Here is a 15,197-nt window from a genome sequence, read left to right on the forward strand (position 1 = left end):
GGCTATGCCAACTCCTCCCTCCGTTCCTGATTCCCGGCCTGAGCCGCGCGCAGCTGTGCTGGGCCGGTTTCTGCGCGGTTCCCTGGGCTCAGGCGTGGCGGTAGGGGCGCGTACGGCGGGGGCGCTGGTACTCAACAAGGTGCTGGCCGTGTATGGCGGACCGGGCGGCTTAACCTTGCTGGCGCACTTCCAGAACCTAATGGCCCTCTTCACGACCCTGCCCAACGATGGGGTGCACGTAGGGATAGTGAAGTATCTGGCCCCGTTGCGGGCGGGCTCGGGCCGTTACCGAGCTTGGGTGGGGGCGGGCATCCTGCTGAATCTGGGAAGTTTGCTGCTAGCCGGCTTGGCCCTGATACTGGCGCCGGGCCCCTTGGTGGCTCTGTTCGAGGAAGGTGCGGGTTGGACCACGCTGCTGCTGCTGGGGCTAGGGCTGCTGACGGGGCATGCGTTTGTGGCATCGGTGCTGCTGGCGGCCGGGCGGCTGCGGGCCTACGTGGGCCTGACGGTGGTGCTGAGTTTGCTGGGGCCCGTGGGGGTAGGCGCTGCCTTGGCGGCGGGCAGTTCGGTTTCCACGGCGCTGCTGGTTTACCTGCTGGCCCAGGGTGCCACGCTCGGGCCGGCTTTGCTGGTGGCCCACCGGGCCGGACTACTCCCGAGGCTGAGCGGGCCGGTGAGCCGTGCAAGCTTAATGGGCTTGGGGCGCTTTCTGCTAATGGCCCTAAGCGTACTACTCTTCAGCAAAGCCGTTGATTTCAGCTTGCGCGAAGTGCTGGTCTGGCAGTTTGGGTTGGGTCCCACAGACTTGTGGCAGGCTGTGGCGAAGCTGTCGGATAATTACACCATGGTGTTTTCGGCGGTGATGAGCAGCGTGTACTACCCCCGGCTGGCGGCGCTAAGCGGCCGACCGGTTGAGCGGCGGCAACTGGTGCGCTCGGTGTTATTGTTGCTGGCGCCTGCCCTGGCCATTGGGCTGGGTTTGCTGTGGCTACTGCGCGACTTGTTGCTGCCCCTGCTTTTCGAGCAGCGCTTCGCCCAAGCCACCTTCCTGCTGGCCCCGCAGTTGGTCAGCGACTGGCTGAAATTCCTGACCTGGGTGCTGCTGTTCCTGCTCACGGCCCAGGCACGGGTAGGACGCTACGTAGCTGTGCAGGCAGCCTCGGCGGCGGTGCTGGTGGTGCTGCTGGCGGTGCTGCTGCCGCGCTACGGTCTGCTGGGTGCTCCACTGGCTCAAGCTGCCCGCTACGGCTTGCTGCTGGGGTGGTGCTTGTGGTATTTCCGACGTGAAATAAGGTAAGGACACAAAAGCAGAAGCCGTCATCTTGGTTCGCAAAAGCAAACCTGAAGCCTATCACGTGCCTACGTCTGGATTGCGGGCGCGACATCAGTAAGCAAAATGCCTCGACTGCGCCTCCGCACCATGTTCACCCGATGAGACAGACTGAGTTGCCAGCAGCGGCGGGGCCGGCGTATGGCTGAAACCGCTGTAACTTGCCGGGGCCATGTCTTCAGCCGCGTCCCGCCTACCTCTGGTTTCCATCATAGCCCTGTGCTACAACCACGCCCGTTTTCTGGAAACGGCGCTTGATTCCATTCGGGCCCAAACGTATCCTAACCTTGAGGTAATTCTGGTGGATGATGCCAGCACCGATGGCAGCCGCGCCATTCTGGAGCGCTACGCAGCCGCGCACCCGCAGTGGCAACTGCTCCTGCTTCCTGAAAACGTGGGCAATTGTCGGGCCTTCAACCAGGGTTTCCGGCGGTCAAAGGGTGAGTTTGTGCTAGATTTTGCTACCGACGATGTGCTGCTACCGGAACGAATTGCCCAGCAGGTCAGGCAGTTTGAGCAGGTTGGGCCGCGCTGTGGTATGGTATATTCTGATGCGGAACTGATTGATGAGGCCGGCGGGCATGTGCGCTACCATTTTCGCCGCGATGCGCAGGGGCAGCTACACCCCCAACCGGCTTCCGGACTGGTTTTCGCCGATGTGCTGGCGCGCTACTTTATCAGCACCCCTACCATGACCATGCGCCGGGCCACTCTGGAGGAGCTGGGCGGCTACGATGAAACACTGGCCTATGAGGATTTTGACTTTTGGGTGCGGGCCAGCCGGAACTGGGAGTTTTATCTGCTGCCGGCAGTAACCACTCAGAAGCGCCTGCACCCACAGTCTATGTCGCGCAAGGGCTACCGTCCCCACGACCCCTACCTGACCTCTACCATTAGGGTGTGCCACAAAGCGCTAGCTTTGTGCCGCACTGAGGCCGAGCGGGCAGCCCTGGCCGTACGGGTGCGCTGGGAGTTGCGCCAGGCCGTGCGGCACCGCAACCGGCCCGAAGCCCGCGACCTGTACCAGCTGCTGCGCGAGCTGAAGGCCGTGCGCCCCCTCGACTGGCTTCTCGGCCTGACCTGTTAGCGGCCTTCTACCTCAAACAGCGACACCGGACCTTCCTCGGCCACCAGCCGCCGCCGCGGATACCAGCTCAGCACCGAGTCAGGGGAATAGCGAATCAGCTTACGGGTTAGCTCGTCGTTGGAGAGGGTAGCACGGTTGAGTAGCAGCCAGGCCCGCTGACCTGGGCCCAGCTGCACCGAGTCGCGGGCCCAATAGCGGCGGTACTGCAGCCCCTCGGGCACCCGGAATCCGTAGTAGAAATCGTAGTTACCGATCAGGTAATCATCCACGAACACGACGCCCCGAGCCGGCGCCTGCAGGTGCTGCCGAATTACTTGGTCCTGCGCAAAATGCCCCGAAACAGAAGGCTTCTGCATGAAATAAACTGGTCGCACGGCCAGTGCCCCAGCCAGTACCAGCACGGCCACAGCAGCCAGTCCTGCACTAGCCGGCCGCACCATCGCAGGCCAGAAGGGTAGGCGGGAGCCCACCCCAACCAAAAGGAAAAATAAGCCGGGCAGTACGTACACCACCGCCACGGCATTGCGGAGCCAGGCTGCCATCAGGAGCAGGGCCAAGCCCACTGCCAGCGCCCGCCAGCCGGCTCGTTGCACCACGTCGCGCAAGCCAAACCCAGCTGCCAGCGCCAACGGGGGTAGGAGTGGGGTGGTCATGCGGGGCAATAGGGTAATCGGGTTGTACTGGCTTAGGGAAGTACTACCGACCCAGTAGAGCACCAGCGTAATTAGCGCCAAGGCCAGCCAGAACCGTTGGTCGGTGGTGGAGTTATGCTGCGGTTCTGCTGCGGACGTATTGGGCGGGGAAGTCCGCACGAAAGCCACCGCCGCCAGGGCCAGCATCAGCCCCAGGCCCGTACCCACGAAAAAGGCCAGCGGCTGCCAGGTTACGCGGCCCAACAGGGCGGCCCGGTTGCCCACCAGGTAGTTGCCTTCCTGCAGGTATTTGTTGGTGTTTTCTATCAGGTGAATGCGGTAGAGCGCATCGTGGGTGTAGTATTGGTAAAAACCAAGGTAGGCGGCCAGCAGCACCGCTCCGGTAACCAGGGCCGCACCCCAGAACCGCCCGTGTCGCCGCTTCCAACCATCCACCCCAAGCACACCCAGGTAAAAGGGCAGATAGTACACGATGGTTTCCTTGCTGAGCAGGGCTGCAAACGACAGGGTGGCAAATGATACCCCCCACCAGCCCGCCAACCGGTGCGGCTCCCTACCCCGCAGCAACGTCGCAGCCCCGGCCAGGCACCAAAACATCAGGATGTTATCGGGGTAGAGGTAGTTGGTGAGGTTAAGGGTGAAGTAGTGCAGCCCCAGCAAGAGCATGGCTCCGGCCGCCACCACCGGCTCACGCTGCCGGTACAGCCGCCAGATAAGGACGGCGCAGCCCAGCGTAGCCAGCAGGGGCCAAAGGGTGGTGCTGATGATGTTGATGCCAAATAGGGCGTAGCACGCTGCCACCGGCCCGAAAATGAGGGGGCGCTCTTTCAGCGGGTCGTGCAGCAGGCCCAGCGGATCGGGCTCTACCCGAAACGTGCCACTCAGTAGCTGGTGGGCGTAGCGGGAGTAGAAATAATCATCGAGGGCGTAGAGGCCTTCGTGGGTGAGCAGGAAATACGCCACGGTCAGGACTATCACTAGCAGCAGTGTCCAGTCGGGCAGGCGGGAGGTCAAACGATTCACTCCGGCAAGGTAGTAGGGAAATAGGCAGATGGTAAAATGGTGCGTCTGTTGTTCGGCCAGCGTCTGGGCTGCCTGATAAATGGATAGCAAATCCTACCCCCTTGATGAAGCCAAACTCTACTGGGCTTACTTACAGAACGGTAGCTGTGCTACTGATGCGTTGCCCGGCTTCAACTTTCACTACGGCCACGAATAGGGCTTACTACCCAGCCGAACAGCAGATGCATCATTTCACCATCTGCCTATTTCACCACTACCTTGCGGGCTATGATGCCTCGTCGGTTTGGTCTGTTGGTGCTGCCCCTGCTGTTGCTGCTCCTGAGTGGGGTAGGGCTGGGTTGCTATTTCGAAACCAACGACGACCTGACGATTATTGAGCTGCTGCGCGGCACCACGGCGGCTGCCCCCGTAACGGATCTGCACCTGTATTTCCACGGCTACGCTGCCTTGTGGAGCCAGTTGTACGCTGCATATCCGCTGGTTCCGTGGTATGCCCTCACGTTGTACGGGTTGCTGTATCTGGCTACGCTACTGGTGTTTGCGGTGCTGTGGCGCCTGTTGCGGCCGAAGCTGGGGGTAGGGGCGCTGGTGCTGTTCCTGGTGCTGTTTTGGGGGGTAGCGTGGCTGGAACACGGTTTCTGGTTCAACTATGCCCGGGTGCCGGTGCTGCTGGCCGGGGCGGCGCTGCTGTTTGCCGCCCAGCGCGCTTCGGCCCGCTGGGCGCTGCTGGTGGGGGTAGGCCTTTTCGGGCTGGCTTGGCTGATTCGGCCGAGCACGGCTTTGTTGGGGGCTCTGGCCGCTGCGCCCGGCGTGTGGTGGCTGGCTGGGAGAAGAGGGTTGCCGCTGCTGGCAGGGGTAGGGGTGTGGGCAGTGGTGGGGGCGCTCTGCCTCAACCTGACCTGGAGCCCGGAAGCCGCTACATTCCGCCGCCTCGATGTGCTCAAATCCAACCTCAACGACTTCCAGCTCACGGCCCCATCTACACAGCCGCTAACCGCGCGCGATAGTCTGGGCCTGGCTGCCGCCCGCCACTGGATGTATGCAGACTCTACACTGATAAACGAGTCCTTTTTTCAGCGGGCCGCACCTTTTCGCCCAACATATTTTCTACTGCATACTGCCCCCGCCAAGCTGGCGGCCCTGCTGGTTCAACTGGCCCGTGACTATTTCCCGCTGTTGCTGTTAGTGGGGGTTACTGGCCTGCTGGTGGGTAGGCTTCCCGGCCCGCGCCGGAGCTTCTGGCTGGTGCAGCTTGCTTACGCGGGCCTTGCTGTGGGTTTGGGTACCGTGCTGAAGCTGCCGCCCCGGCTGGCCCTACCCCTGCTCGACTTCTGGGTGCTGAGCAACTTGTTATTTCTTTTTCAGCACCCGGCCAGGGCCGATGGACGTGCCGAGCGTGTGTTGCTGCTGGCATTGGTGGTAATGGCTGTGCCCTACGGCTACAAAACCTGGCACCGCCGCGGTGTGCTGGCGCAGGAGCAGCTGCGTAACCGTAGTGAGCGGTGGCCGGCTTTTATTTCACCCAACCAACAACGGGCTTTGGCCTCCTCGCAGCTCACCCAAGAGCAATACCGACAGCAGAAAATGCTGGCAATCAGGGCCGTTGCTGCGAAAATCATCGTTTCAGATGCGCAGGAGGAAACGTACAAGTCGGAGTCTCCTTTCACTGAGGGCCATCCCCCGCTTGTAATCTATTCTTTCGTCCTGAAAAGCCCCCTGCGTTATCTGTCTGTGGCCGGCTGGCAAACGCTGCACCCTTCCCAAGCAAGGCTCCGGCAACAGCTCACGGGTACCCGCCAGTTCACCGAAGCCTTGCGGCGGTTGGGCGCGCGGCCCGATGTAGCGTGGGTGCTTACGCCCGAGGGGGCCGCCATCCTCAACCGACAGTTAACCCTGGAGCAAGCCCCTGGTCAGCCGGTTATGCAACTGCTGCCGGTGCCGCTACTGGCGAAGCGCGGAGCCAGAGCGCAGTTGTACGAAATGCGTATAAAATTCCCGCAATAGGGCCCGGAAGCCAAAATTTTATAGCCTTTCCGGGACTTATTCAGCTAAGGGCGGGGTAGGAAGAATATACCTTTGACTTTGCATATTACTCCCTTTGCCACCCATTGCCATGATTACTGCCTCCGTTACTTCCCGCTCGGAAGTGCTCCAGCACCTTGAGTCCTACGTAAAAGAGAACATTGGTTCGTTCCTGAAAAGCGTGGAAAGCAGCTGGCAGCCTTCCGATTTCCTGCCTGATCCGCGCCTCGATAACTTCTTCGATGAAGTAAAGCTGCTGCGCGAGCGGGCCAAGGAACTCAGCTACGATTTGCTGGCTGTACTCATCGGCGACACCATCACCGAGGAAGCCCTGCCCAACTACGAGGCCTGGTTTCATGAGCTCGACGACCTGAACCGCGACACTAACAACGGCTGGGCCCAGTGGATTCGGGGCTGGACGGCGGAGGAAAACCGCCACGGCGACTTGCTTAACCGCTACCTCTACCTCTGCGGCCGCGTAAACATGCGCGAGTTTGAAGTAAGCACCCAGTACCTGATTGCCGATGGCTTCGACCTGGGCACCGCCCACGACCCCTACCGCGCCTTCGTGTACACCAGCTACCAGGAAACAGCCACCAACCTCTCGCACCGCCGTGTGGGCACGCTGGCCCGCAAAGCCGGCGACGACCAGCTTTCCAAAATCTGCGGTATGATTGCCGGCGACGAAACCCGCCACGCCCGCGTTTACAAGACCTTCGTTGGAAAGATTTTCGAGGTAGATCCTTCGGAAATGATGCTGGCCTTCGAGGACATGATGCGCAAAAAGATTGTGATGCCCGCCCACTACATGCGCGAAATGGGGGTAGAGATGGGCAAAACCTTCGGCCACTTCACCGATGCCGCCCAGCGCCTGGGCGTGTACACCAGCCAGGATTACACCGATATTCTGGAAACCCTGATCAAGGACTGGAAAATCGACCAGATTACCGGCCTGAATGGTGCCGCCGAAAAAGCCCGGGAGTACATTATGGCCCTGCCTAACCGCCTGCGCCGCGTAGCTGACCGCATGCCCGTGCCGAAGTTGGAATACAAGTTTAAGTGGATTGAGTAGTTATAATTTTAATCCACAGTCATATAAGCAAAAAGCCCCCGCAACCAAGTTGCGGGGGCTTTTTGCTTATGAGAGTAACAGCAGCGCCATAGGCTAGGGGCGGCTGTCCATGGTCTGGCCCATCACGAGCTTACCCGTGGTGTCCAAGGTGTACTCTACAGTACGGGTGCTGGTAGCAGCCGTCTGGTCGGAGCCACTGGTGGTGCCTGTGGTAGCGCTGGCAGTAGCGGAAGTGCTGGCTACCGGGAAAGTACGCACCAGCTTGTTGCCGCTGATCTGATAAGAATCTTGACCCGAGTAGCCAACGCCAGCATTACCGCCGGGCGTGCCAGGAGAGGTAATAGGGGTGTAGCCCCGCTCGCCAAATTCAAAGGCGTAGAGGCCGCCGTTAGCGCGCTTGTTGTCAGTCATCACGTACAGCTCGGGCTTGCCGTTGCCGTTCAGGTCGCCGGAAGCAATGTTGGTTACGGCACCGTTCACTTCTACGCGCAGCGGGTCAATGGTTTGGGCCGTGCCACGGTATGAGCGGATGCTGATAACACGCGGCTCCTGCGAGCCGTACGTTTTCACAGCAAAACGATAGTCTCCCTGAGTAACCTCGCGGTTAAAGCTTACGTCGCTTTCATCTACGGTAGGAGAAGCCGGAACCGATTCAGCAGAAGATTCGCTAGCTATTGGGCGCGTCGAGTCGCAGGCTGTCAAGGCAGCCGTTGCAACGCCGGTAACGAGCAGCAAACGAGAAAAAGAAGAAGTAAACATGATGGAAGAGGAATTAAGGAAGAGGCTGAGGTAGGCCAAATGGCGTGCCCTCTAAATGTGAGGGCACGCCATTTGTAAACGCAAGTTAGAAAGATTGAGTTGTATTTTTTCTATTATCTATTGATTAACGGGCTATAACTGAAATATATAGTAAATAAATAATTTTTAGCGCCTCGCCACGTCATTCCTTTTCCGCAAGCCCAACACTAGGAAGGCACTACCTGCACCCCTTTCCAGAACGCTACCCGGCCTTTGATTTGCTGCGCCGCTTCTTTCGGCTCGGGGTAAAACCAGGCGGCATCCTTATTTAGCTCTCCATTTACCCGCAGCGAGTAGTAGCTGGCCCGACCTTTCCAGGGACAGGTGGTGCCCGCAATACTGTCCTCGAAGTATTCTCGTTTGATGGAATCGGCAGGGAAATAATGGTTGTTTTCCACGACAACGGTGTCGGCGCTTTCTGCCACAACGGTATTATTCCATATGGCTTTCATAAGTAGGAAGGGGGTAGGGCGGAGCCTTTGGCTCGCGGGTGATTGAACAGAATCTGGCCTTAGCACCATAACCCAGCACACGGCACAGAGCAGAAGCGTGCTGCTACGGATGAACATTGCTACCCCGGCCGTTGTTCTAAAGACTCACTCCCCCAGATATGTCAGCAGGCTTTCGTTTCCGGGACTTCGTTCCCGAGGAGTCAAGTGAGAAAGGCTTCGACTCCCTTTTCAAGATATTCATGCAGCTCGTTACCATCACCTCCGGCGATGTAAGCGAGGCGTTGCAGTGGCTAAACGAGCTGGATAAGCAGTATGGCCTCACTGATAACGAGTACGGCATGGGCGACTTCATTGAGGACCTCAAGAAGAAAGGCTTCATTGATGAGGACCCCCAGCAGCCCGGCGCGTTCAACATCACGGCCAAAAGCGAGCAGAACATCCGCAAATCAGCGCTGGAGGAAATCTTCGGCAAGCTCAAGAAATCGGGCCAGGGCAACCACCGTACTCCGCACACTGGCCAGGGCGACGAGCTGAGCACCGATATGCGTGAGTTCCGCTTTGGCGACTCCCTGGAGCAGATTCAGATGACCGAATCCATCCGCAACGCCCAGCTCAACCACGGCCTCGGCGACGGCGGATTCATGCTGACGGAAGGTGACCTGGAAGTGCGCGAAAATGAGCATAAGTCGCAGACCAGCACCGTGCTCATGATTGACATTTCGCACTCCATGATCCTGTACGGCGAAGACCGTATCACGCCCGCCAAGAAGGTAGCCATGGCCTTGGCGGAGCTTGTGAAGCAAAAGTACCCTAAGGACTTCCTGGATGTCATCGTGTTCGGCAATGATGCCTGGCAGATTGAGGTGAAAGAGCTGCCCTACCTGCAGGTGGGCCCTTACCACACCAATACGGTAGCCGGTCTGGAGCTGGCCCTGGATCTGCTGCGCAAGCGCAAGACGCCCAACAAGCAGATTTTCATGATTACCGATGGTAAGCCTACCTGTTTGAAAGAAGGAAATGGCTACTACAAGAACAGCTTCGGGCTAGACCGGAAGGTGGTAAACAAAACCTTGAATCTGGCTGCTGCTGCCCGCCGCCTCAAAGTGCCCATTACTACGTTTATGATTGCCTCGGATCCTTATCTGCAGCAGTTCGTGCAGGAGTTTACCGAAGTCAACCAGGGGAAGGCTTACTACAGCTCTCTGAAAGGCCTGGGCCACCTGATTTTTGAAGACTACAAGCGCAACCGCCGCAAGTCGGTGTGATGAAATAAGCCTAGTAGCTTATTGGAGAAGATAGTATAAGAAAGCCGCTGGGGTAGTGTTACCTCAGCGGCTTTTTTGGTGTCCTAGTAGTATGAAGTATGTATCCTTGGTGATGCCTTCTCAGTAGCCCTTTCAGGAGCTTGGCGGCTACCCCCAACGCAGGGGAGCAACTCTATGCCCGTACCACAGCCGATTTCGGCGAAACCACTTTGCGCGACCAGATAGTAGGTAACCTAGTGGCGGTACAGGCGGCTCTACTCGCGTTCCGGGCCCACAACCGCGACTCCACCATCGCCTGGAACTGCGCGATGCCTGACGCAGCACAGCGAGCTTGCAGATGGGAAGCTTGGCCCCGGATTTTACCCTGCACGACTTCCGGGGTAAAGTAGTGTACCTGTGTTTCTGGTACAGCAGCTGCGCTACACGCGCTTCAGCCGGCCCCAAAATAGTAGCGCTGCTGGAGCAAGCGTTAGCCGCCCAGCCTTATAGTTATTTTTAACTACGAACAGCCGAGAAAGTACCGCTCCAGCACTACGGTGTCGGCGGCGCGCTGGTACCAGTCGTTATATACCAGCTCCAGGGTATCGACCTGAAAAGTGCCGATAGGTGTGTGCTGATGGTGCCGGAGCTCGGCTACCAGTTGGTCCGGGCAGTGCAGGGGAGTTGTAAAGCGCAGCACGGTGGAGTGAGCCGTTTGCAGGGCGTACCGCTGGTCAATGGATTGTTGCAGCCCGGAGCGCCGGAATGCCGTTCGCAGCTCGTTGCGCAGCCGGTTTAGGGTATCATCTTCCGGAAAGCCCTGCACCATCAGCCCGCCGAGGCGGTTAGGCCCGCATAGCGGATGACAAATGGACCTATCTGCTCAAGGGCAGCGCGTACTACTTCCTAGTAAGCGGCGGAGTCAATATTCGTCAGCTGAAAGCCAGGGTAGCAGGAAATAATGGATAAAATGGTCAGATGAATATCGGCTGCCGGGTAGTAGTAATGCTCCGGGGCTATTAGCTGAAAATCAGCTAAGACGCGGCCAATAGCAGCCGTAACAGGCGCGGGTGGGCGGGCCAGCAGCGTAATGCCCCGGCGCGCATCTTGCCCGGAGAATAGTAGCGGGTCGGGCTCGGCGCCGGTGGTTAGCAGCTGGGAAACGGCTGCTTCGCGCATCGCATCGTAGTGTTCTGCTAGATTCATAGCGAAAACAAATATCTGATATACTTCGGCTGCCCGGGCAGGTAAGTCAATTTTACCCGAACCAACCGCCCGGCTTGCTAGTTATACTATTATTCCGGCTGCCTGAACCAGACTGACCCTGGTCTGGGTACGTAGGCAGGCCGGTAACTCACTCCCCCGTATGACTCAACCTGACATCCGCACCCTTGGTGCCCTGAAGCAGTCCGGCTACCAGCCCCGCTCCGTGAAACAGGAGCTACGCGACAATCTGATTAAGAAGTTACAAAGCAAGGAAGACGTGTTTCCCGGCATTTTCGGCTACGAGGAAACCGTCATTCCGGAGCTGCAGCGCGCTATTCTGGCCGGCCACCACATCAACCTGCTGGGCTTGCGCGGGCAGGCCAAAACCCGCATTGCCCGCCTGCTAGTGAGCCTGCTCGATGAGTACGTGCCCGTGGTGGAAGGCTCGGAGCTGAACGACGACCCGCTGCAGCCTCTGTCGGTGTTTGCCCGCAATCTTATTGCTGAAAAGGGCGACGAAACGCCCATCACCTGGCTGCACCGCGACGACCGGTACACCGAGAAGCTGGCGACCCCCGACGTATCGGTGGCTGACCTTATCGGCGACGCCGACCCCATCAAAGCCGCTACCCTCAAGCTGCCCTACAGCGACGAGCGAGTAATCCACTTCGGCCTGATTCCGAGGGCGCACCGGGGCATTTTCGTTATCAACGAGCTGCCCGACTTGCAGGCCCGCATTCAGGTATCCTTGTTTAACATTCTGCAGGAAGGCGACATCCAGATTCGGGGCTTCAAGGTGCGCCTACCCCTCGATATCCAGTTTGTTTTCACGGCTAACCCCGAGGACTACACGAACCGCGGCTCCATCGTGACGCCACTCAAGGACCGCATCGACGCCCAGATTATCACCCACTACCCCAAGAGCATCGAAATCGGCAAGCGCATCACCAAGCAGGAAGCTCGCATCCGAGAGGAGCAGCGCGGCCTGGTGACGACCAACGAAATCGTGCACGATCTGGTAGAGCAGGTTGCCATTGAGGCCCGCGGCTCCGAGTTCGTAGATGCCAAGTCGGGCGTGTCGGCTCGTCTGACTATTTCGGCCTACGAGCAGGTCATTGCGGCGGCCGAGCGTCGGGCTCTGCTCAACGGCGAAACCCAAACCTACGTGCGCATCTCCGATTTCCTGGGAGCGGTGCCGGCCGTAACGGGCAAGGTAGAACTGGTGTACGAAGGTGAGCAGGAGGGTGCGGGCATCGTGGCCGAAAAGCTCATGGGCAAGGCCATCCGCACCCAGTTTCTGCAGTACTTCCCCGACCCCGAGAAAACCAAGAAGCAGAAGGACAAGCCCAACCCGTATAAGCCCGTACAGGACTGGTTTGGCTCCCGCACCATTGATCTGCTACACGATGCTTCCGACGAGGATTACCGCAAGGTACTGGACGTAGTTCCTGGCCTCAAGGACTTGGTGCAGCAAAGTGTACCTAGTGAGCTGAGCAAGGAAAACCTCCACTTCTGGATGGAATTCGCCCTGCACGGCATGTCGGAGCACAGCCTGATTTCGCGCAACCGCCTCACGGCCGGTTCGCAGTTTAAGGATCTGCTCAGCAGCATGTTCACCATGCCTAACTTCGGCGATGATGACGACGATGATGAGGAATACCTGTCATCGAAGAAGCGCAAGCGCCGGTAGATAGTAGGAGAACGGCAGAAGACGGCCCGCTTTCAGTGATAACTGGAAGCGGGCCGTTGGCTTTAAACCCAGGGGTAGAGCTTCGCCCGGGAAAATGAGCGGTTAGGATAGGATTTAGCCCAGCCTGGCTAACTCCCTACCGGCACTGCGCTGGGTGCTGTTCCTTTGTAGTGTTCCCGCCGGGCAAGCCCAGCCGGCTGCCTCCCTGAAACTCTCTACCCCCCTACATATATGAAAGCTGTTCTCGCCGCCCGTTTCGCTTGCCTCGCCCTCGTACTGGCTCTGCTGGCACCTTCCCTAACCGCTGCAGCTGGCACTTTTGGCCCAGCCCGCTACTACAAAGGTGGCCTGCACCGCCCCGTTTATAAAAAATATCAGCCCGGCTGCCGCTGGATTTTCCAGAAGCGCTAAGCCCCCATACCGCGCACTCCCCTTGTCGCCTAAACGCCCCGTGTACCTATTGGTAGACGGGGCATTTTTATAAAAGAGAACTGCAATTGTAGGCTTACTCTGGTGCCGCGCCTACCCCCTGTAGGGCCAATAAGTGCCGGGCTTCGTCGAACTCGTTTTCGCTTTTGGCGATGACCAGGGTGGCTACCCCGTTGCCGATAACATTGGTAATGGCCCGAGCCTCCGACATAAACCGATCTACGCCAAGCAGCAGTGCTACCCCTTCTACCGGAATGATACGGGTAGCGGCCAGCGTAGAAGCCAGCACGATAAATCCAGAGCCCGTTACGCCGGCTGCGCCCTTGCTGGTCACCATCAGGATGCCAATCAGGGAAATTTCCTGGCCGAGCGTGAGGTTAATATCAAAGGCCTGAGCCAGGAAAATGGCCGCAATGGAAAGGTAGATGGACGTGCCGTCGAGGTTAAAAGAGTAACCGGTGGGAATCACCAGGCCCGCTACGGAGCGCGAGCAGCCATAGCGCTCCAGCTTATCAATCATGCGCGGTAATGCCGACTCGGACGACGAAGTGCCCAACACCAACAGAATTTCTTCCTTAATAAAGCCCAGGAAGCGCCACAAGCTCAGGCCATAGAAGCGCATGATGGTATTGAGCACCCCGAACACAAACAGAAACATCGTCAGATAGACCACCAGCATGAGCTTGCCCAGAGGTAGCAGCGTGTGCAACCCGTATTTGCCGATGGTGAAAGCCATGCCCCCAAACGCCCCGATGGGAGCCAGCTTCATAACCAGAGCCAGCACCCCAAACATGGCGTGGGAAAGTCGGTCGAAGGTTTTCAGAAGAGGCGCCCCCAGTTCCTGAGGCATGCGGCTCAGGGCAAACCCGAACAGCACCGCGAAGAGCAGCACCTGCAGTACCTCACCCTCGGCAAAAGCGCCTACCACGCTATGCGGCACAATGTGCGTCACGAAATCAACCCAGTGCATGCCTTCGCCGCTAGCGGCTTGGGCTGTGTATTTCGAGGCTTCAGCGGCTTGCGCAGCGCTTTGCGTAGCTACTGAGGCTCTGGCATCAATGCCAGCGCCAGGATGAGCTAGGTTGGCCGCCGTTATGCCAATAACCAGGGCCAGCGTGGTTACAATCTCGAAGTACAGCAGTGCCTTGCCGCCTACCCGCCCTACCTTCTTCAGGTCGCCCATGCCGCCAATGCCCAGCACCACCGTCAGGAAGATGATGGGGGTGATGAGCATTTTGATCAGGTTGATGAACGTGTCGCCGATAGGCTTGAGCGCCGCTCCAAAGTCGGGAAACACAGCCCCGACAAGTATGCCCAGCGCAATAGCAGTGAGAACCTGAAAAGTAAGGTTAGAAGCAAGTTTTTTCATCAGATGGAAGGCAGGCTTGGAAGTGCGCCGGTCGCCGGAAGAGGCAAGCTACAACAGTTACGGGCCGATAGGTGGCCCAGCCATTTGACTTCGCGCTAATTCCTGCTACAGGTTGAGCCCGCATTAGGGGGTAGGGCATAGTGATTTGGTTGGGTGGCACTGGTGCCAGGCTATGTAATGACAAAGGCCGTCTGCTACGGGAGCAGACGGCCTTTGTCTTGGGCTTGGCTAGGGCTTAGGCCTCGTTTACCACGATTTTGTCGATGGTGTCGTTAGCCTTGATCTGGTCGATGATGTCTTGGCCCTCTACCACTTTACCGAATACGGTGTGGTTGCGGTCAAGGTGGGCAGTGTTATCGCGCGAGTGGCAGATAAAGAACTGCGAGCCACCGGTGTTGCGGCCGGCGTGCGCCATGCTCAGCACCCCACGGTCGTGGTACTGGTTGTCGCCGTTCAGCTCACAGTCAATCTTGTAGCCGGGGCCACCAGTGCCGGGCATGCCCTTGGCGCCGTCGCGGGAGTTGGGGCAGCCGCCCTGAATCACGAAATTGGGAATCACGCGGTGAAACTTCAGCCCGTCGTAGAAGCCCTGCTGGGCCAGGTCGGTGAAGTTTTTAACCGTTTTGGGAGCGTCCTTCTCGTAGAACTCCACTTTCATCACGCCTTTGTTGGTGTGGATTTCGGCAGTTTTCATCGTCTGTAAAAAAGTAGGTGGAATGGCCTCCTATACGCGCCCGGCCAGCGGGTGGGTACAGAAGAAAGCCGCAAAGGTAGCCAATTTGAGGGCGAGCGGCATCCGGATGTAGCTTTGGTGCGTAAGCA

The 15,197-nt window shown here is 58.6% G+C and carries 14 protein-coding genes; 7 read left to right on the forward strand and 7 right to left on the reverse strand.

Translation table 11 applies throughout. From position 1 onward, the window contains the following. Positions 1 to 4: 4 nt before the first annotated feature. Positions 5 to 1,297, forward strand: coding sequence for an MATE family efflux transporter (locus DNI29_RS08240; RefSeq protein ID WP_110977607.1), 1,293 nt, complete (start codon positions 5 to 7; stop codon positions 1,295 to 1,297). 205 nt (positions 1,298 to 1,502) lie between these two features. Then, complete coding sequence (locus DNI29_RS08245; protein ID WP_110977608.1) at positions 1,503 to 2,417, forward strand: glycosyltransferase family 2 protein; 915 nt, start codon at positions 1,503 to 1,505, stop codon at positions 2,415 to 2,417. Here the strand turns inward: DNI29_RS08245 and DNI29_RS08250 are convergent. After that, a complete protein-coding gene (locus DNI29_RS08250; protein WP_162303553.1) occupies positions 2,414 to 4,093 on the reverse strand; it encodes an ArnT family glycosyltransferase in 1,680 nt (559 codons plus the stop codon). The two genes, DNI29_RS08245 and DNI29_RS08250, sit on opposite strands and share 4 nt — an antisense overlap. Positions 4,094 to 4,360: 267 nt before the next feature. Between DNI29_RS08250 and DNI29_RS08255 the strand changes: the two genes are divergently transcribed. Together DNI29_RS08255 and DNI29_RS08260 are read left to right on the forward strand one after the other, a co-directional pair. Continuing rightward, positions 4,361 to 6,097, forward strand: a complete 1,737-nt coding sequence (locus tag DNI29_RS08255) for a hypothetical protein (RefSeq protein ID WP_110977610.1) — start codon at positions 4,361 to 4,363, stop codon at positions 6,095 to 6,097. Between the two features lie 109 nt (positions 6,098 to 6,206). After that, positions 6,207 to 7,187, forward strand: coding sequence for an acyl-ACP desaturase (locus DNI29_RS08260; protein ID WP_110977611.1), 981 nt, complete (start codon positions 6,207 to 6,209; stop codon positions 7,185 to 7,187). 93 nt (positions 7,188 to 7,280) lie between these two features. On the opposite strand, the gene DNI29_RS08265 is transcribed toward DNI29_RS08260, so the two are convergent. Together DNI29_RS08265 and DNI29_RS08270 are read right to left on the reverse strand one after the other, a co-directional pair. Further along, positions 7,281 to 7,946 (reverse strand): hypothetical protein, encoded by a 666-nt coding sequence (locus tag DNI29_RS08265; protein ID WP_110977612.1) that lies wholly within the window; start codon positions 7,944 to 7,946, stop codon positions 7,281 to 7,283. Between the two features lie 206 nt (positions 7,947 to 8,152). Then, entirely contained in the window at positions 8,153 to 8,437 is a 285-nt protein-coding gene (locus DNI29_RS08270) for a DUF427 domain-containing protein (protein ID WP_110977613.1), read from the reverse strand. A gap of 158 nt (positions 8,438 to 8,595) precedes the next feature. On the opposite strand from DNI29_RS08270, the gene DNI29_RS08275 reads away from it, so the two are divergent. Further along, a complete protein-coding gene (locus DNI29_RS08275; protein WP_110977614.1) occupies positions 8,596 to 9,702 on the forward strand; it encodes a vWA domain-containing protein in 1,107 nt (368 codons plus the stop codon). Positions 9,703 to 10,201: 499 nt separating this feature from the next. Here the strand turns inward: DNI29_RS08275 and DNI29_RS08280 are convergent, their stop codons facing one another. Continuing rightward, a complete protein-coding gene (locus tag DNI29_RS08280; protein WP_110977615.1) occupies positions 10,202 to 10,510 on the reverse strand; it encodes a 2'-5' RNA ligase family protein in 309 nt (102 codons plus the stop codon). A gap of 77 nt (positions 10,511 to 10,587) precedes the next feature. After that, complete coding sequence (locus DNI29_RS08285; protein ID WP_123823124.1) at positions 10,588 to 10,887, reverse strand: hypothetical protein; 300 nt, start codon at positions 10,885 to 10,887, stop codon at positions 10,588 to 10,590. Between the two features lie 160 nt (positions 10,888 to 11,047). Here DNI29_RS08285 and DNI29_RS08290 point away from each other — a divergent pair, with 160 nt between their 5' ends. Then, on the forward strand, positions 11,048 to 12,577 hold the full coding sequence (locus DNI29_RS08290; RefSeq protein ID WP_110977617.1) for a sigma 54-interacting transcriptional regulator: 1,530 nt from the start codon (positions 11,048 to 11,050) through the stop codon (positions 12,575 to 12,577). 231 nt (positions 12,578 to 12,808) lie between these two features. Then, positions 12,809 to 12,988 (forward strand): hypothetical protein, encoded by a 180-nt coding sequence (locus DNI29_RS08295; protein ID WP_110977618.1) that lies wholly within the window; start codon positions 12,809 to 12,811, stop codon positions 12,986 to 12,988. A 94-nt stretch (positions 12,989 to 13,082) separates the two neighbouring features. On the opposite strand, the gene DNI29_RS08300 is transcribed toward DNI29_RS08295, so the two are convergent. Both DNI29_RS08300 and DNI29_RS08305 read right to left on the reverse strand, forming a co-directional pair. Further along, the gene (locus tag DNI29_RS08300) at positions 13,083 to 14,375 is read right to left on the reverse strand and encodes a dicarboxylate/amino acid:cation symporter (RefSeq protein ID WP_110977619.1); all 1,293 of its coding nucleotides are present in this window, start codon (positions 14,373 to 14,375) and stop codon (positions 13,083 to 13,085) included. A 235-nt stretch (positions 14,376 to 14,610) separates the two neighbouring features. Next, the gene (locus DNI29_RS08305; RefSeq protein WP_110977620.1) at positions 14,611 to 15,069 is read right to left on the reverse strand and encodes a peptidylprolyl isomerase; all 459 of its coding nucleotides are present in this window, start codon (positions 15,067 to 15,069) and stop codon (positions 14,611 to 14,613) included. Positions 15,070 to 15,197: the final 128 nt, after the last annotated feature.

The organism is Hymenobacter sediminis, assembly GCF_003231285.1.
GTDB lineage: Bacteria > Bacteroidota > Bacteroidia > Cytophagales > Hymenobacteraceae > Hymenobacter > Hymenobacter sediminis.